This is a genomic window from Desulfosporomusa polytropa, from assembly GCF_055380075.1.
Genome location: NZ_AP042400.1, coordinates 2,352,017 through 2,371,073, shown reverse-complemented (window position 1 = coordinate 2,371,073; position 19,057 = coordinate 2,352,017). Strand labels below are relative to the sequence as shown.

16 protein-coding genes are annotated in these 19,057 nt (G+C 41.9%); 15 read left to right on the top strand and 1 reads right to left on the bottom strand.

Translation table 11 applies throughout. The annotated features are described in order from the left end of the window. Positions 1 to 21 precede the first annotated feature (21 nt). From ACZ449_RS13035 to ACZ449_RS13005, 7 genes are all read left to right on the top strand, one after another. Positions 22 to 1,305: an FAD-dependent oxidoreductase gene (locus ACZ449_RS13035; protein ID WP_464261420.1), complete on the top strand. Its 1,284-nt coding sequence runs from the start codon at positions 22 to 24 to the stop codon at positions 1,303 to 1,305. Continuing rightward, entirely contained in the window at positions 1,302 to 1,592 is a 291-nt protein-coding gene (locus ACZ449_RS13030) for a ferredoxin family protein (protein ID WP_464261419.1), read from the top strand. Before ACZ449_RS13035 ends, ACZ449_RS13030 begins: the two co-directional genes overlap by 4 nt. Before the next feature lie 84 nt (positions 1,593 to 1,676). Continuing rightward, on the top strand, positions 1,677 to 2,495 hold the full coding sequence (locus ACZ449_RS13025; protein WP_464261418.1) for a methyl-accepting chemotaxis protein: 819 nt from the start codon (positions 1,677 to 1,679) through the stop codon (positions 2,493 to 2,495). Positions 2,496 to 2,577: 82 nt separating this feature from the next. Then, positions 2,578 to 4,074, top strand: coding sequence for an acyl-CoA synthetase (locus ACZ449_RS13020; RefSeq protein ID WP_464261417.1), 1,497 nt, complete (start codon positions 2,578 to 2,580; stop codon positions 4,072 to 4,074). A gap of 280 nt (positions 4,075 to 4,354) precedes the next feature. Then, the gene (locus ACZ449_RS13015) at positions 4,355 to 5,644 is read left to right on the top strand and encodes an MFS transporter (RefSeq protein WP_464261416.1); all 1,290 of its coding nucleotides are present in this window, start codon (positions 4,355 to 4,357) and stop codon (positions 5,642 to 5,644) included. 103 nt (positions 5,645 to 5,747) lie between these two features. Then, positions 5,748 to 7,214, top strand: coding sequence for an S-layer homology domain-containing protein (locus ACZ449_RS13010; protein WP_464261415.1), 1,467 nt, complete (start codon positions 5,748 to 5,750; stop codon positions 7,212 to 7,214). Between the two features lie 583 nt (positions 7,215 to 7,797). Next, positions 7,798 to 9,069, top strand: coding sequence for an S-layer homology domain-containing protein (locus ACZ449_RS13005; protein WP_464261414.1), 1,272 nt, complete (start codon positions 7,798 to 7,800; stop codon positions 9,067 to 9,069). A 254-nt stretch (positions 9,070 to 9,323) separates the two neighbouring features. On the opposite strand, the gene ACZ449_RS13000 is transcribed toward ACZ449_RS13005, so the two are convergent. After that, the gene (locus ACZ449_RS13000; RefSeq protein ID WP_464261413.1) at positions 9,324 to 10,250 is read right to left on the bottom strand and encodes a LysR family transcriptional regulator; all 927 of its coding nucleotides are present in this window, start codon (positions 10,248 to 10,250) and stop codon (positions 9,324 to 9,326) included. Positions 10,251 to 10,492: 242 nt separating this feature from the next. Between ACZ449_RS13000 and ACZ449_RS12995 the strand changes: the two genes are divergently transcribed. From ACZ449_RS12995 to ACZ449_RS12960, 8 genes are all read left to right on the top strand, one after another. Further along, positions 10,493 to 11,599 carry a uroporphyrinogen decarboxylase family protein gene (locus ACZ449_RS12995; RefSeq protein ID WP_464261412.1) on the top strand — a complete coding sequence of 369 codons (1,107 nt, stop codon included), beginning with the start codon at positions 10,493 to 10,495 and terminating at the stop codon, positions 11,597 to 11,599. A 367-nt stretch (positions 11,600 to 11,966) separates the two neighbouring features. Further along, positions 11,967 to 12,524 (top strand): DUF2284 domain-containing protein, encoded by a 558-nt coding sequence (locus tag ACZ449_RS12990; RefSeq protein WP_464261411.1) that lies wholly within the window; start codon positions 11,967 to 11,969, stop codon positions 12,522 to 12,524. Between the two features lie 75 nt (positions 12,525 to 12,599). Further along, positions 12,600 to 14,480 carry a sensor histidine kinase gene (locus ACZ449_RS12985; RefSeq protein WP_464261410.1) on the top strand — a complete coding sequence of 627 codons (1,881 nt, stop codon included), beginning with the start codon at positions 12,600 to 12,602 and terminating at the stop codon, positions 14,478 to 14,480. Continuing rightward, positions 14,467 to 15,183, top strand: coding sequence for a response regulator transcription factor (locus ACZ449_RS12980; protein ID WP_464261409.1), 717 nt, complete (start codon positions 14,467 to 14,469; stop codon positions 15,181 to 15,183). The genes ACZ449_RS12985 and ACZ449_RS12980 overlap by 14 nt, the downstream gene beginning before the upstream one ends. Before the next feature lie 154 nt (positions 15,184 to 15,337). Beyond that, the gene (locus ACZ449_RS12975; RefSeq protein ID WP_464261408.1) at positions 15,338 to 15,505 is read left to right on the top strand and encodes a hypothetical protein; all 168 of its coding nucleotides are present in this window, start codon (positions 15,338 to 15,340) and stop codon (positions 15,503 to 15,505) included. Between the two features lie 42 nt (positions 15,506 to 15,547). Beyond that, on the top strand, positions 15,548 to 17,215 hold the full coding sequence (locus ACZ449_RS12970) for a formate--tetrahydrofolate ligase (RefSeq protein WP_464261407.1): 1,668 nt from the start codon (positions 15,548 to 15,550) through the stop codon (positions 17,213 to 17,215). 326 nt (positions 17,216 to 17,541) lie between these two features. Next, positions 17,542 to 18,345 (top strand): methyltetrahydrofolate cobalamin methyltransferase, encoded by an 804-nt coding sequence (locus ACZ449_RS12965; RefSeq protein ID WP_464261406.1) that lies wholly within the window; start codon positions 17,542 to 17,544, stop codon positions 18,343 to 18,345. Positions 18,346 to 18,417: 72 nt separating this feature from the next. Beyond that, entirely contained in the window at positions 18,418 to 19,047 is a 630-nt protein-coding gene (locus tag ACZ449_RS12960) for a cobalamin B12-binding domain-containing protein (RefSeq protein WP_464261405.1), read from the top strand. Positions 19,048 to 19,057: the final 10 nt, after the last annotated feature.

The window sequence follows — 19,057 nt, the reverse complement described above, 5'->3', positions numbered from 1 at the left end:
GTTGAAAATGGGGGAGTTATTATGTCAGATGATGAAAAATTTGATGCCATAATTATCGGTGCCGGTCCGGCCGGCACCGCCTGCGCCTATGTACTGGCTAAAAATGGTAAAAGTGTTTTGCTGGTAGAGCGGGGTACAAGTGCAGGCAGTAAAAATGTTACCGGTGGCCGTCTTTATACGTATGCGCTGGAATTGGTGGAACCTGGTCTGTATCAAGAAGCACCGCTTGAGAGAAAAGTGATTAAAGAGCAGATTATGATGCTCGGAGCCAATGGTGCAATGACAATAGACTATGTCGACTACGATTTTGGGGAAGATGTTCCCCAGTCGTACTCAGTGCTGCGTGCTCCATTTGATGAGTGGTTTGCCAGCCAGGCAGAAGCTCAGGGCGCTATGTTGGCTCCTGGTATACTGGTCGATGAACTGATTGAAGCTGATGGAAAGATCGTCGGCATCAAGGCAGGCGACGACGAAATCTATGCAACAGTTGTTATAGCTGCTGACGGGGTAAACTCCTTTATTGCTCAGAAGGCCGGTTTGCGGAAAGATATTGATGTTCATAGCGTCGGGGTAGGGACAAAAGAAGTTATTGAACTGCCTGAGCAAGTCATTGAAGACCGTTTCAACCTAAACGGCAACGAAGGGGCAGCTCGAGTACTGGTTGGCTGTGGCGGTGGTGTGCTCGGCGGCGGCTTTCTGTACACCAACAAGAGCAGTATCTCACTGGGCGTAGTATTAAATCCCGATGACCTTGCTTGCCATGGTAAATCCATTCATGAAATTATGCAGGATCTGAAAATGCATCCGGCAATTTGTCCACTGGTCAAGGATGGTACAACGGTTGAATATGGTGCTCATCTTGTACCTGAAGTCGGTTATCACGCTGTACCTAAGACTTTGTACAGAGACGGGCTGATCATCGTGGGTGATGCGGCTGGTATGGTGGTTAATACAGGAATGATTATTCGCGGAATTGATCTTGCCATTGTAAGTGGTGTTGCTGCCGCGCAGGCTATATTGAAGAATGAAAATATCAGTAATGTAGGCCCGGCGTATGTAAAAGAGTTAGAGGATCTTGACTTAACGCCAACCATGAAACTGTACGCCAATTTCCATGAACTCATGAGTAACAGGCGGATGGTATCCGTGTATCCTGCTATGGCAAATGAAATGATGAAGGTGCTGTTTGCTGTCAATGGCAAACTGCCTGAACGTATGGATAAGGCTATGCTAAAGGTGTTAAAAAAGCATGTCACCTTCGGGCAAATGCTTACCGACGGTTGGAGGGGGTTTAAAGCCATATGATAGTAAAAAAACTTTCACCGGAGGAGCTTCTAGGCATTAATAAGTTCGTCGTTGATGAAGAAGAACCTCATATTGTTCTTGATAAGGCGATTTGTGCTAATTGTAAAGAAAAACCATGTCTGTATGTTTGCCCGGCGGTGTTATATACCCTAAAAGACGGTGAAGTTAACTTTGATTATGCTGGCTGCCTTGAATGCGGTACATGCCGGGTTGTCTGTAAAAATAAAGGTATAATCAAGTGGAATTATCCGCGGGGTACGATGGGAGTCTCTTTTCGCTATGGTTAAAGATGTAAAAGGTTAAGGTAGAGGGGGCTTATCACACATCACTAAGGCCCTCAATTATAGTGCGATTTCCTGGAGGTGATGTTAATGAGAATTTTGGAGGCGGTTATCGCTGCCGCGGAAACTTACAGAAATGCAAGTGCACTTGATTGCGATATCGTTGTCTGTGATGCAGAGGCAAGATTTCTTCATCACGTACAACCACAAACGTTTACTACTGCGAACATTAAAATTGGAGATATTGCTACAGGCGGACCAATCAAGCAATGTATTGCGACAAAGAAAATAGTCAAAGGCACGATTCCTGAGCATGTTTATGGGATAAAGCTATGCTCGACTATTTATCCGATTTTCGAAGAAGACGGCCAATTTGTGGGAATCGTCGGTACGGCTAGCAGTTATAAAACGCAAGCTGCACTGCAAGAAGCTACTCAGGCCATAGCGGCGACATCGCAGGAAGTGACCGCGACTTTGGAAGAATTGGTAAATTCAGCGAACCAATTGGCAGAATATCTGATTAAAGTAAGAACCGGCGGGAAGAACGTTCTTGCCTGGATTAGTAAAACCAATGATATTCTTAGGTTTATTAGTAATGTGGCGGACAACTCCAACTTGCTAGGACTCAATGCTGCAATCGAAGCTGCACGGGCAGGAGAACAGGGACGTGGTTTCTCTGTTGTTGCTGAAGAAATTCGTAAAATGGCTGTAAACAGTGCTCAATCAGTGAATGAAATAAAAGTTATCTTGCAAAATGTTCAAAATGAAACAAAGTTTGTAGTTGATACAATAGCGAATACAGCAGATTTAGGCGAAAAGCAGGTAGCATCTACAGAAGAAATATCGGCATCCATGCAACAATTAACATCATCGGCAACAGATATCGAAAGAATTTCAAAAACACTTTAACTATTTTGAATGATAGAATAGCACTTCGATATAGCACAAGAATTCAAGTTATCTTTATGCGACGAAAGAAGAGAGGATACGCGTGAGGGGAATCGGACAGTGGGTGGCAAAGAGAGCGCAATTAAGTAACGACAAAGTAGCTTTAGCTTGTAAAGAACGTAAAGTTACGTATAGTCAATTAAATAGTCGCATTAATCGGTTGGCGAATGGGCTAATGCAGGCCGGAGTTCAAAAAGGAGCCAGAGTAGCAGTATTCCTAATGAATGGAACTGAGATTATAGAAGTCATGTTTGCGTGTGCTAAGATCGGAGCCATATTTGTTCCAATTAATTTTCGTTTGAGTATAGAGGAAGTAGAGTATATCTTGAAGGATTCCGGAGCTGCCGTATTCATTTATCAAAATGAGTATGCACAGTTAGCGGCTGAGGTTTGTAAAAAAGCTGCTATATTACAGAGGATTAGTGTCGGGGAAGAACGAGGGGAAGATACTTCCTATGAGTTTTTTTTGACGAAGTATACCGACGTAGAGCCTGTGGTTGATGTAGACAGTGACGAAGTACATATGATCATGTACACTTCGGGGACTACCGGGCGCCCGAAAGGGGCAATGCTTACTCATGCGAATACATTTTGGAATATTGTTCAGATTTTAATAGCTCAACCCATTTTAGAGACAGATACTACTTTGACTGTAGCTCCTATGTTTCATAGTGGAGCAATGACCATTTTAACGTTAACGTTATTATATAAAGGCGGCACAGTGATTATTAATAATAGGTTTGACCCAGTACAAGTGCTGAAAACTATCGATCAAGAAAAAATAACGTGTATGTTTATGGTGCCGGCAATGTGGCTTGCCGTTACTCAAGTATCTGGTTTTGATAAATATAGTTTAAGGTCATTGCGCTTCAGTATTTCTGCGGGAGCTCCTTGTCCCACAACAGTTATAAAGTTACTTCAAAGAAAAGGGGTGCCAATAATCCAGGCATTTGGATTGTCTGAGGTGGCACCGGTAGCTATTTTAAGTATTCAAGACGCTGGCCGCAAAATTGGTTCTGTGGGCAAACCGGCTTTCTATGTTGATGTGCGGATAGTAAATGAAAGCGGTCATGAAGCTTGTGTTGGCGAAGTTGGCGAGCTAATGGTTAAAGCACCAAATGTAATGATAGGATATTGGAAAAAAACGCAGGAAACGCAGGAGACCTTCCAAGAAGGTTGGTTTTTGACCGGAGATTGTGCTCGGAGAGATAAGGAAGGGTATATCTATATTGTCGGCAGAAAAAAAGATGTGATTATTACCGGCGGAGAAAACGTTTATCCTGTTGAAGTTGAGCAAGTTTTATACCGGCATCCCAATATAAAGGAAGTCACTGTAGTCGGAGTACCTAATAAGAAATGGGGAGAAGCCATAAAAGCAGTTATTGTTTTGAAAGAGTCAAGCCAGTGTATCAGCATAGATGGAATTAAAGCGTTTTGTGAGGGAAAACTGGCACGTTACAAGATGCCTAAAATACTTGAAGTTGTTTCGGTGCTGCCACGTAATGCAGCAGGTAAAGTATTGAAAAGTAGTCTGAGGTAGGAGAACACAATAAAGTCTCCTAAAATCAGCAAGGAGAAAATATTTTGTATGGTTTTTGAAAATCACAGTAGTGTTTGTAGATAGTTGTATAAAAATATATAAATTTCTGAAATATCAGTGAAAATGCTTGACAAGGAAAATGGTATCAGTTATCATAAATATAGATCTAGATGTATATACACGATGCTAATTTTGCCGGATTAAAATTAGCTATCTATGCCTTTTGTTAGCTGATAGGCATTTGTGCGCACACTGAAAACTTTATTAGGAGGTTGGCTGAGTGGAGAAAAAACAAAAGTTTTATGGTTGGTACATGGTATTGGTATTATGGATTGTCTATTTGATTAACCTTGGTTTCCCTCTCTACGGTGGTGCTGTTATTAATTCGTTCATGATGAAGGATATTCCCATGGACCGGATGACGTACGGCGCAGGTTTTTCCCTTTGTAACTTATTTGTTGGTTTGGGAGCAATACCAGCCGGCATGGCAGTAATGAAGTATGGCATTAGAAAAACCTTTGCTATGGGCGGCGCTATTCTGGTCATCGCTACGTTATGGATGTCTCAGGTTGCTACTCAGCCTTGGCATTATCTCGTTGGATTCGGCGTTTTAAATGGTTTTGGTATGGCAATGGGTACAATGCTGCCGCTGGCGACCACTGTTACCCGCTGGTTCGTGAGATATCGCGGCAGAGCTATGGCAATTGCCATGACAGCATCTGGTTTTGCAGGGTTTATTGCATCTCCGGCCATTAATAAGCTGATACAAGCTTCCGGTGGCAACTGGCGGCTTGCCTGGATTGCAGTTACCGTTACTTGTGTGGCTTCTTCTTTGATTGCACTCAAGTTCATTAAAGAGAGTCCTCAGGAGTATGGACAGATTCCTGATGGCCGGGAGGCCAACGAAGAGGAAAAGAAGGCTATTGCGATAAATCCTCTAGTTACTAAATATGCCTGGAAACCGGCAGAAGTATATAAAAATTATGTTTACTGGCTGACTATTTTAGCTGCGGCAGCCAGCCAATGGCCATTTTTCTTTTTCACTGCGCACTGGATCATGCATCTTCGCGGCAAAGGCATTGATCCCGCTATTGCAGCATTTTGTATGGGTCTGTTTACTATGGGAGGGATTGTTGGTCGACTCATTAGTGGCTGGCTTATGGACAGAATTGCGGCCCGTTATGTTTTTATGCTTGGCTTTCTATGTTATTTTGCTGGTTCGTTCCTGGCACTACAGGCCAGTCCGACGACACTTATGGCGGCATATATGGCAGCAATTCTTTACGGCGCTGGATTCGGCTGGTGTTTCGTGGCACAGCAGACAATGCTTGGTCATTTCTTCGGCCCTGCAGCATTTCCTAAAATCAATGGTACCTTGTTAGCAATTACTGCGATATTAGTATCGGCTTCCGGCATGGTTGGTGGCAAGCTTTTTGATATATTTAAAGGATATAACGAAGCTTTTTATTTGAATGTAGCTATGGGTATATTGGGGATTATCTTGCTGGTTTTCGCAAAAATGCCGCAGGCGCCTAAAGACACGTCTGTAACATCCCAGCACACAGCATAATGTGATTGGCAGACATTATTTTTTAATCATCTCACGATCGCGAAAATGTTAATAATTGGAAACTTTAAATTATAGCAAAAAAATACATAAGGGGCGATTTTGTATGAAAAATACGAAGAAAATTAAAAAATGGATGACTATTGTACCGTTGGCGCTTATGTCCATTACTATGGCGGGACTCCCGGTGTTCGATAATCCTGTTTATGCTGCGGTGACGCCGTCTTTCAGCGATGTTCCGGCTGGCCACTGGGCTTATGATGCGGTAGGCAAATTAGCTAAGGCTGGTCTTGTTGATGGTTATAGCGACAAAACCTTTAACGGTGACAAATCAATAAGTCGTTACGAAATGGCCTTTATTGTTGCTAAAGCAATGGATAAGTTTGAGACTGCAGATGAGAGCAATAAGCGGCTAATTGACCAATTATCCGCAGAGTTTGCTGCTGAACTTAACCGTCTTGGCGCCAGGGTGACCAAATTGGAGGAGAAAACCAAAATTACCGTCAGCGGAGATACTCGCTTTCGGTTTGTCGCGGATGATCCGGGAAATGGAGGCAAGAAATTAACGGGCTCAGATAATTTCGATTTCCGGCAACGGGTCAAGTTTACTGGCAAAATAAACGATAATTTAGACTGGGCTAGCCGCTTTGCGACCAATTACGGTAATAAATTCGGTAATTCTGACTCCTCTTACGGTTCTACCGTGTATGTGGATATGGCGACTGTTACCGCCAAAAACTTTCTAGGCATGGATAGCATTCGCGTTGGCCGGAACCCGCTTGACGTTATTGGCACTGGCCTGATAGGAAAATCTGTGGGAGTAGATGGTGTCCTGATAAAGAAACAATTTGGTGATGTCAAATTGCGGGCATGGACGGGTAATGTTAAATCAGATTCCAATCAAGGGAACGGACTTGGTGATAGCGGTAACTCTAATCAGTTAACCACTGGAGAACTGGGATTCAAACTGGCGGACAATTTAAATTTCAGAGCCGGCTATTATTGGGGTGATATTGAAGGTACTAGTACTACGGCCGGGAAGGGTACACTGAATACCAATCGAGGCTCCTTTGACAGTTCTAAAGGCTGGGTTGCATCCGTAGATTATAATTTGGGTGATTACACAATGATCGCCGACTATGTTAGCACTACTCTCGATGGTGTTACTGGCGGTTTACCTGACGATCCTAAAGGTTGGGCAGTACAACTTACCAACGGCAAGGGGCCTGGCCGCATGGCATTTTATTCTGCAGCTCCATTTGTTAGGGCGGGAATAGTAGGAGATAACGCATGGCTAGTGTCGTACCGTAGTGTTGATGCAGGTGCTATCCCAAGCGGTGCCGGTGGATTGGATACTACTTGTGTAGGGTATGCTACCAATTCGTATAGCGCCTTTACCCATTCAACCGATAATGTTAAAGGCTTATTCTTAGCTTACGAGAACGTTATCGCAAAAAATACTGTCTTATCACTAGAATATCAGGACATTAAGATTAAAGATAGGGGTTTAACAGGGCTTTCTTCCGACAATCTTGATAAGACCTATATGATGAAATTTGAATTCTTTTATTAATCAGCAACAAAATGAATGGTAATGCAGGGACCCCGACTTGTTCGGGGTCGTCTTCTGCCTATTGGCGTCGTGTATTTTGACTAATTTTGGTTAAGGAAGTAATAGAAAACGTGAAGAACTTTACCATTTCTGAGGTAATTGCTTCTTTTGGTGTCAACAAGGTTGCTAAATATTAGTCTAACTGTAGCCTTACAAGTGTGTGCCAATAAGTAAAAGTACAAAGGAAAAAGTTCTGAATCCGCTATTTAATGGGTTCAGAACTTTTTTATATTGAGACAGACTGTCTCTTAGACGAAAAATGGCAATTTAAGTAAAAGATAGTATGATTGTTGGGCATAGTTTTCGGAATTATAGGAATTTGACGACGATTGGTATATGAGGATAACATATTGATATGAAATGCATGCAAGATTGCACTATGTTATGTGAATGCAAAAGTGTTGTCTCATTGCTAGGCTTACCTAGTATCAAGTTAATGCCAAGGGGGAATATGGTAATTGGATTCGTGCTAACAAACATTTTCTACAGTAGAAAACAATCTAAAAAAACTAAAAGAACAGGTGAAAAATGGGGAGGAAAACACATGAAACGTAATCGCATAGCTGCACTAGCACTGGTATTCGGACTTGGTATCGCGGGAACTGCTTTTGCAGCAACAAGTCCTTTCGCGGATGTTCCCGCTAAGCACTGGTCTTATGATGCAGTTAATAAACTGGCTCAAGCAGGTATCGTTGATGGTTATGGCAACGGAACTTTTCGGGGTGACAGTACGCTAACCCGCTATGAAATGGCAACACTCATTGCCAATGCCATGACAAAGTCAGATAAGGCTAATGCCGAACAAAAAGCAATTATTGATAAACTGGCTAGTGAGTATGCTTCTGAACTCGAAGGTCTAAATGTTCGCGTAACTAAATTAGAAAACAAAGTGGGTAATGTTAAGGTAGGCGGCGAAGTCCGTTATCGTTATGAATGGACAGACAATAATGACGGATCGCCTGATACTTTTACCCGTGTCCGGATTAACATGTTTGCTCCGTTGACAGATAAATTAATATTTAGTGGTCGTGTCGAAGGTGAAAACAGAATAGGTACCAAATCGGATATCAATATTACCCAGGCATTTATTGCGGGTAAAGCTCTTGGTTTTGACACCTTTGTCGTAGGCCGCATTCCGCTGGCTCTCGGACAGGGAATGCTAAGTGGCATTGGAGCCGCTGGTAACTGCACCACAGGTGCTGACGGCATTGTTCTCGGCGTGGGTAATCAATTAAAAGCTACCGTTGCCGCTGGTAAAGCTGGTACTGATGATGCCACCAGTCTTAATTTGAAAGCTGCCAATCTTTCCTATGATCTCAATAAAAATGCTAATTTGAGTGCATCCTATCTAGCAGATAAAGATAGTAGCATGTATAAAGCCTATGCCGCAGGTTTCAATTATAAAGGTATCAAGAATATTAATGTAACCAGTGAATATGGCAAAAATGAATCTGATTGGGCTAAAAGTCTTAATGACGGTGACAGTGCAAAGGCTTGGTATGTCACAACAAAATATCGTGGTGCTAATCCTGCTAAAGACAATAGTGACGGTTTTTGGGTTGGGTACAGAAATGCCGATGCAGGCTTTGACCCTCTGACGCTTGGTAGTATGGAAGGTTCCGGACTTCAGAAAACCTTTGATCCAACAAACCCAACTGCCGCATTAGCCATGTCTAATGTAAAAGGTTTTGAATTTGGCTATGAACGGACGGTATTTAAAAACGCCATCTTTAGCCTGCAATACAACGACCTTGAGAAAAAAGACGATAAGACAAGTGCGGATAGTTTACTGGCCGGATTAACTTACTCATTTTAAGAAGATAGACTGACAAAGGAAAACAAAAGCGAGATGGGTGTGATAATGTCCCGGCTAGACATTCCTTTTGCATATATCGTGATGATTTAATTTTCTAAAACTTCTGACTTTGCCTACCGTTACTCTACCACTTGAGGGAAAAATATGTCGTTTCGGTCTCGCGGAACCCCTCAGTTCAGTCTCAACAAGCTCGGTTTGTATGGCCTTTTTTCCTTAGCCGTTTTGGTTGTTTTCCACTATTATTTCCGGACAAATCATGTTTTTGGTAGCTGGTTTTTTAGATCCTCTATTTGTAATCCAACATCGATATTATCAAGTACCTTCAAAAATAGTGAGATAGCAGGGTTGTGGTGCTCCTTTTTCCAAATAGCTATAATGTTACTATAAGCATCCTCTCCTTGCATGCCGACGACCGAAAGGTTAGGGGGAACAGCTAGGTTTAACTTCGGCATAAAGGAAACCCCCATACCTGCTTCCACTAACCAATAGATACTTTCCATACGAGTCGATTTAATAGGTATATTTGGTGTAAATCCCCATTTGCCACAAAAATCGATGAACCAGTCATAACCCTGCCTGCATTCTGTTTCATAAAGCAGGATAAAGGGTTCTTGAGCTAAAACCGAGATATCAATAGAGGTTTCATCAGCATAAGGGTGATTATTAGGTAAAAGAAAACATAAGGGACAACGGTGAATTAGGCGCTGCATAAACCGGGAATATTTTAAATTATTCCCGAGCATGACAATAAAACCAAGATCTAATTCTTCCTGCTCTAATTCATCCTCAATCATTTTGAGAGTGAGAATACGAACATCTATACTTATTTGAGGATAAAGTGCTTTGAAGCGTTTCAGGGCATGAGGAAGAAAAACACCTTCGATTCCAAAACAGCCAATTTTTAGGCTGCCGCGTATGCCGCGTTGGGCTTGCCGGGTCTTTTCAATAACTTCGCCCACCTTCACGATAAGACTATTGCCTTCACGTAATAAAGTTTTCCCGGCTGGTGTTAGTTCAAGAGTACGGTGGTGACGGATAAACAATTCGACCCCTAATTCTTCTTCGAGCTCGGCAATCTGTTTACTTAGTGCCGATTGTCCGATATAGATTCGTTTAGCTGCTTCGGTGAAGCTGAGGCACTGTGCAACAGTTATAAAAGAACGTAGACTGCGTATATCCATGCTTATATCCTCCTCAGGTTTGGACAACCTATCCATTACAATAATAATATAACAGACGTTAAAAGGGTAGTGTCTGTTAAAATTTCTATGATTATTAGGAATAGTTTGTGTAATTACAGGAATTTGACCAAATAATCTGGCAGGTGTACCATGAATATGAAGTGTAAGACCCCCGTAGCTACAGTGGGAAATGCTGTGTAGGCAGCAAGTGAATAATAAAATTTTATGGAGAGTGAAAATTAATGAAAACAGCACAAGAACTACTTTTAGAGCGTAAAACCAGAGTTCATAAAGCTATTGCTTTGGAAAAACCTGATAGAACACCGGTAATAATAATGGCAGATGCTTTTTGCGCTACTCATATGGGTGTAAAGATGGCTGATTTCTGTTCAAGCCTTGCCATGCAGAATCAAACCATGTTAAATTCTGCAAAAGCACTAGGTGATATTGATGGCATGAATTCGGTTTTTGCCGCAGGTCCGGTGTTTCCGTTAATATTTATGACTCATGTTAAACTTCCTGGTAAAGAATTGCCAGAAAATGCCTTATGGCAGCTTGATGAAAAGGAAGTAATGAAAGTCGAAGATTATGATACGATTCTTGCTAAGGGTTGGGCGCCTTTTATGCAGGATTATTTAGTGAACAGACTGCATTACCCACTTGGTCAGACGATGGAGGAATTAGCACAAACTCCTCAGTTTGTTAAAAATTTCGAAGATGCCGGTTATATGGTCTATTCGCCGATAATTGCCACAGCTGTTCCGGAACTGCTGGGCGGCGGTCGGTCTATGCCCAAATTCATGCATGATCTCTTCAAAATTCCTGATAAAGTAGAGGCCGTTTTGGATGTGATTCAAAAAGAAAGTCTGGAAACATTACGTCAGCAAATCAGGGCTACCAATTCCTCTATTGTCTTTATGTCTCCAGCTCGTGGCGCCAGTGAGTTTTTCTCGCCGAAATTGTGGCAGCGTTTTGTCTGGAAATACCTCAAAGAGACAATTGATGTAATTATCGAAGAAGGGGCGGCAGCCGATATCCATATTGATTCTAACTGGGGACGGGATCTTGAGTTCTTCCGCACTCTGCCGAAAGGAAAATGCATATTTGAAACAGATAGTGCCACTGATATTTACAAAGTAAAAGAAGTTATTGGCGACATGATGTGCATTAAGGGCGATGTTCCGGCTGCTAAACTGGCATTGGGTACACCTGATGAGGTATATAAATATTCTGAGCAATTAGTTAGAGACATGGGCCCCGGATTCATCCTCTCTTCCGGTTGTTCCATACCACCAAATGCCAAAATAGAGAATGTTAAAGCGATGATTTCAGCTGCTACCGGTAAATAAAAGTATCCATTATTTAATCTGTCAGGGGCTGTGAGAAACTTTAGTGATAAGTTTTCCACAGCCCTTTTTGTATATATTCGCATTAACGAAGAGGATAAACGACCGACTGATACTTAGGAGTATAGGACTCAGTGTCGATGATGTAGTGAAAGTAACACAGCCTGACCATCCGTCGGCTATCAGGCTGTATTACTTTCTAAATATTCTTGACAATGTATGTGTTATCAAATACTATATAGATGTATATACAAAAAGTTATATACTAGCTGATAGCTGTAGTATGTGATTAAATACATAAAAATATTTGCTAACGTAGAAGCAACCTGAAAATGATGGTATTAGTTTTGCGTGCAGGGAGGTAATTTATATGGTTGATAGTAATAAATTAGTGCAGGCTGCCTTAGCAGCTAAAGCCGATCATGCGGCTATTGCCGAGGTTGCGAAAATCAAATTTGTCGAGGACTTTAGAAAAGCCTGCGAGCAAAATGTATGTCGAAAATATAATACCAATTGGGTATGTCCGCCTGCTGTCGGACCGTTTGAAGAATTGAAAGCGCGGGCCTGTCAGTATACACACGGACTCCTGTTCCAGACCGTCCATCAGATGAAAAGTTCATTTGACTGGAAAGGCATGATGGCTGCCAAGAAGGTTCATGATGGTGTGTTTCGAGATATTTTGGATAGTGTGAAAAATAAACATAAAATGCAGAAAGTTCTTCCCTTAAATGCAGGTTCCTGCGAATTCTGTGCTAAATGTGCCTATTTGGATAATGAGCCCTGCCGATTTCCGGAAGAAGCCTTTGCTTCAGTGGAGGCCTATGGAATTGATGTTATTAATTTGGAAAAAACTTGTGGAATTCCGTACTATAATGGGAAGAATACAGTGTCCTATGTAGGACTTATACTGTTTAATAGCGAAGAGTAGTAATAGAAACGTAAACAGAACCAGGAACCGTGTTGCGGGAGACCTGGTTCTTTTATATATGACAGGGAGGAAAACATGAACAGTTTATCAATCAAAGCCCACCTTTGGATTGCTTTTGCCGTGATCCCTATAATTCCAGTAATTTTTCTCAGCACTCTTCAACTCGTGCAGACAAAGGAACCTTCGTTGGAGTCGGTAGTTTTGAACATTGGTATTACGTTGATGTTCACCCTCTTGGTAGGCTATTTCCATGCAAAACGGATAAATAATACGCTCAAAATTCTTGTAGAATATATTCAGGAAGTAATGAGTGAAGGCTATGAGATTAAGCCAGTTAGTTTTCCGCGTTTTGCCCCCTGTGAGTTTCCTATGATGGCCGAACATTTTTTTATAATGGCACAGAAAACCAAAGAAGGTCAGCACGCGCTACTTGAGCTAAATGCTGAACTGGAGCAGCGGGTAGAAGAACGAACCGAAAGCATACAGAGAACCAACCATGAGCTTGCCATACTAAATCAGTTAATTACTCCTATCACACCATACCCGGGAGGACCAAAGATAGTCGAGGGGTGCCTCAGACAGTTTTTGGAGCTGTCAGGGGTTAAGGTAAATTTGTACCTTACCAAACCAGTAGTTTCTTTAATGGAGCCTTACGCTGAGGATATGAGCGGCATTAATGACAAAGAAGCGGTAGCTAGACCCAGGCATAAAAACGCACACAGGTATTATATTCAACCCATTCACTCAGGCAATACTACTTTTGGACATTTGGTAGTGTCCAATTCTCCGCTAAGTCAAGCAGATAAGAACTTCCTGGAAACATTGTCCTGTTCTGCCGGGATTATTATTCAAAAGGAAATGCTGTCACAAACACTGCAACAAAATCATGCTGTTTTAAAGGCCGTTCTGGAGAGTATGAATGATGCCATCACGTTAGTTGACAACCGGTATGAAGTAGCGTACGCTAATGGACATATGGCCAAGCTGCTTGGTATTCCTTACGACAGGCTGCGTGGTTTACCGGAAGAATATATATTTGATGCTATAGCCGGACGATTATCTGAGGCTGACAGGCAAATTATTCAACAGGCCAGGCAGAGATATGGTATTTACAAGTTCAAATTATTAGGTGGAGATGGGCAGCAATATATGATGTTGTCAGCTTTTCCTGTTATTAGTGACGAAAATTACACCATTGGTAAAGGCTTTGTTTGGTGGGATGTTACTAAAGAGCAAGAAGTCGATAAGCTTAAGAGTGATTTGATTTCGATGGTATCTCATGAATTCAAAACACCCATTACCAGCATTAAAGGCAGCGTTGAAACTTTGTTGCGTGTAGACGCTGAATGGGAGGAAGGCTTCAAACGAGAAATGTTAACAGGAATTCATGAAGATATTGACCGTATTCAGGAATTGGTTAACGATTGGCTGGATATTTCTCGAATTGATGCCAAAGCCATAGGATTAGACCGGGAACCTGTACGGCCAAGTGTTGTTGTGGATAATGCCATTAAAAAACTGCCCAAACATTTTGCCAGCGGGGTAACGATCGAATCAACGGTAGAGAAATCGTTGCCTTTTATCTATGGTGACAGAATTCGTTTGGCCCAAGTGATGTTAAATCTGTTTACAAATGCCATCCGTTATAATGAACGTAGTCCGCAAATCAAAATTTTAGCCAGCTGTGATGAAAAATATGTGCATATCAGCGTAGCCGATAATGGTATTGGGATAAATAAAGAGCACCTGGATAAAGTATTTGACCGATTTTACTGTGTGGAAAATGGGAAAACACGTCCAAGTGGCAGTACAGGGTTAGGATTGGCAATTTGTAAAGGGATTGTCGAAGCCCATGGTGGCAGCATTAGAACAGAAAGCCGCCAAGGGATAGGGAGCGTATTTACTATTTCAATACCTCAATACAATTGTGATGGTGATAAGTATGAAGAAACGTAAAATTATTATTATTGATGATGAGCCGAAAATACTGCGGTTCATTGCTGCCAATCTCAAGTCGTTGGGCTATGAACCTCATAGTTTTCTAAATGGTTCGGAGGCGCTGGAAAACATTGATTTACTAGATCCGGAACTCATCCTGCTGGATCTCATGATGCCAGGGATGGATGGTTTTACAGTATTAAAAAGACTGCGAACGTTTTCTGACGTGCCGGTTATTATTTTAACGGCGCGGGGCAATTCAACTGACAAAGTGCAGGGACTCAACATGGGCGCCGATGATTACCTTACAAAACCTTTCTCCCTTGACGAGCTTTTTGCCAGAGTTCAGGCTGTTTTACGCCGTTCTGCCAAGCGGATAGCTAATAACTATTCAGCAAGCGAAATAAAAAATGGCGAGGTTACGCTAAACCTGGCTCAGCGACGAGTATGGCTAGGCAATACAGAATTAAAACTTACCGAAACAGAATATGGTTTATTTTCGTTATTAATGGCTAATGTGGGCAAAGTATTGACACATGAACAACTTCTAAGTGATGTATGGGGCAGTGAGTACCGGGATGATGTTGAGTATCTACGGGTAGCCATAGCTCGTATCCGTCAAAAAATTAAACATGCGGACTACGAGGGAGGCTTGATAGTAACCTACCCTGGGGTAGGTTATATGATTTCTGATAAGGACGCCGAAAAACACCAACTGTAATGAGTTGGTGTTTTTTTAATGTTTTTGTAATATGTAAAGTTATGAATTTTATGCGAATTTAATGAGTAATACGATACAATACAAACAGTAGCAATGCTCAAATATAATAATTGGAATTAAAAAATTGCTTAAAAAATGGTAAGGAGGCCCTATTATGAATCAGTCTTTGTGGTGTGAACATGAGGAAAAAACCTCCAAAATTAGTACAGTTAAATACAATTTTGACGACAAAGAAGTACAATTAATAGTACAGACCTGGATGTGTCCGATATGCGGAATTCATGGATCAACCACAGCAGTGGCTGAAAGGGCAGAGGGCTAAAATTAACTAAATAAGTATTATAGCATACAAGGGGGATTATTTATGAAAAGTGATGTTGAAATTGCACAAGAAGCCAAGATGAATCCAATCGCTGAGGTGGCCAAGGAATTAATGATTCCTGCTGAGGAATTGGAACTCTACGGCAATTACAAAACAAAAATATCCCTTGCAACGTGGGAACGGATTAAAGATAAGCCTAACGGCAAACTCATTTTGGTTACCGCCATTAATCCTACTCCAGCCGGTGAAGGGAAAACAACGACAACGGTAGGTCTAGGCGATTCTTTGAGGCGAAAAGGCAAAAAAGTCGTCATTGCTCTCAGAGAACCATCGTTGGGCCCTTGTTTTGGCGTTAAAGGCGGTGCTGCTGGCGGAGGTTATGCTCAGGTTGTGCCAATGGAAGATATCAATCTTCACTTTACCGGTGATTTTCATGCCATTACTACGGCGCATAACCTATTAGCTGCTATTATTGACAATCATCTTCATCATGGCAATGCCCTCGGCATTGATTCTCGACGCATTACCTGGAGACGGGTGGTTGATCTTAATGATCGTGCTTTGCGGAATATTGTTTGCGGACTCGGCGGCAAGGCCAATGGTGTACCCCGGGAAACCGGTTTTGATATTACAGTAGCCTCTGAAATGATGGCCATTCTCTGTTTGGCAAAAGACCTAGATGATATGAAGGAAAGAATTGGCCGGATTATTGTTGCCTACACCTATGAAGGAAAACCGGTAACTCCGAAGGAGCTTAAAGTGACCGGGGCTTTGACATTGCTGTTTAAAGATGCTATTAAACCAAACCTTGTGCAGACGCTGGAAAACACCCCTGCTTTTGTTCACGGCGGCCCATTTGCCAATATTGCTCATGGCTGTAATAGTGTGTCTGCTACGAAATATGCACTCAAGCTTGCTGACTACTGTGTTACTGAGGCCGGTTTCGGCGCTGACTTAGGTGCGGAAAAATTCCTTGATATTAAGTGTCGGTTTGCTGGTTTCAAGCCCAGTGCGGTCGTAATTGTGGCTACTGTTCGTGCCCTCAAGATGCATGGTGGTGTTCCGAAAAGTGAGCTGACTGGCGAGAACATGGCGGCGCTGGAAAAAGGGCTTACCAACCTCACCAAGCATATTGAAAATATTCAGCAATTCGGTCTGCCGGCGGTAGTAGCTATCAATGCTTTCCCAACAGACACTGCCGCTGAGTTAAACTTTGTTGAAGAAAAATGTAATGCAATGGGCGCTGAGGTGGCACTATCTGAAGTATGGGCCAAAGGCAGCGTAGGTGGGCAGGTGCTGGCAGAAAAAGTGCTGGCGGCCTGTGAGAAGCCTAGTAATTTTAGTTTTATGTATGATGAACAAGCTCCGATCAAAGATAAAATTGCGGCTATTGCCACTAAAATTTACGGTGCTGACGGCGTTAGCTATACCACGGCAGCAGAAAAAACTATAAAGGAACTGACTGCCCTGGGATTTGATAAGACCCCGATTTGCATGGCAAAGACTCAGTACTCCTTAAGCGATGATATGACTAAAATGGGGCGTCCAACCGGCTTTACCATTACCGTTCGTGAAGTAAGAGTTGCCGCTGGGGCAGGCTTCTTAGTGGCCATTACTGGCGATATTATGACCATGCCCGGATTGCCTAAAGAACCGTCTGCTATTAGGATGGATATTGATAATAGCGGTAAGATTGTTGGTTTGTTTTAGTACTCTAATAAAGTGAGACTATGCTGTCGGTGAGGCTTTAAGAGTCTTAGCGCAGATTGTCATCAGATCAATAGAAAACCAGGAAGCCGAGTATATGGCGTTCCTGGTTTCTTTGTATATAATTATGACATAGTGATTGTTAACGTATAGAGATTTCCAGTCTAGAATCAATCGACATTAATATATATCCCTAGTTGTAAGCACTGATTGCAACTGAAGTATGATTTTTTCGAAATATAAGAAAATAGTATTGACAAGGATAAAATACAGAGTTATCATACATATAGATGTATATACAACAGACTCGATTGGAGGAAGAATTTTAAATGCTAATAATTGGAGAACTCATTAACACTAGCCGTAAAGCTATTCGTGAAGCTGTTGAAACAAGAAATGCAGCCTATATTCAAGAAGTGGCTAAACAACAAGAGGCTGCTGGTGCAAATTATCTGGATGTAAACTGTGGAACAATGGTTGGTCAGGAAATTGAATGCATGGAGTGGCTGGTAAACACCATTCAAGAGGTAACCGATATACCGCTTTGCATTGATAGTCCTGACGAAAATGCTTTGAGAGCGGGTTTGCTTCTGGCAAAAACTACTAATGGAAAAAGAATGATTAATTCCACAACTGCCGAAGAAAAGCGCTACCAAGCAGTTATCCCGCTGGTAAAAGAGTTCAACGCTAAAATTGTTGCTCTTTGTATTGAAGATGCCGGTATGCCGGAAACTGCCGAAGACCGTTTGCGGATTGCCAGCAAGTTGGTTGACGACATGGAAAAAGAGGGAATTCAGCAAGATGATATCTACCTTGATCCGCTGATCAAGCCGTTAAGCACTAATGATAAATATGGAAAATCGGTATTGGATGCTATTTATGCTATCAAGCAAAAATATCCGGCAGTACACCTTACTTGTGGTTTGAGCAATATCTCCTACGGTTTTCCTAATCGGGCTGTGCTCAATCGCTTATTCGTAGTTCAAACCATGACTGTAGGAATGGATGGCTATATACTTAACCCAACAGATAAAGCTATGATGGGCGTGGTATATGCAGGACAAGCTTTGTTAGGCAATGATAGATTTTGTAAAAACTATCTTAAGGCTCATAGAAAAGGAATTTATGAATAATAGCCTGTAATGCAGGTGACGTAACGAGTCTAGTATCTAATTTTTAAAAATAACAATATGGGGGAATTTGAAATGGCAAAAACTGATCTGGTAAAAGCGGTAACTGAGTTAGAGGAAGATTTAGTAATTTCGGCAGTAAATGAACAACTTGCAGCTGGTGTGCCAGCAGTTGAGATTCTTGGACAACTGCAAGAAGGTATGGAAGGCGTAGGTAAACTGTATGAAGCTGGTGACTACTACCTGTCCGAATTAATTATGTCAGCAGAAGTATTCTCTAATGCAGCTGCACTACTTGGTTCAGCCCTCGCAGACAGTGGCGATAAAAAAGCTATTGGCACAGTTATCCTGGGAACTGTAAAAGATGATATTCATGATATCGGTAAAAATATTGTTTCTACAATTCTAAATTGTAATGGTTTCAAAGTAGTAGATATTGGTGTAGATGCCCCAATCGAAACCTTTATCGAAGCAGTAAAAACTCATAAACCGGACGTAGTTGGCATGTTCTGTCTGTTAACCACTGCTTTTGATGTAATGAAAGAAACGGTAGCAGCACTAAAGGCTACTGGTACGAAAGCAACTATTCTGGTCGGTGGCGGTCCAGTTGACGAAAATGTTGCTAAGTGGTGTGCTGCAGATGGCTATTGTAAGAATGCTTATGACGCAGTGGAAATGTCCAAGAAAGCTTCCGGCGTCAACTAATCATAACTCT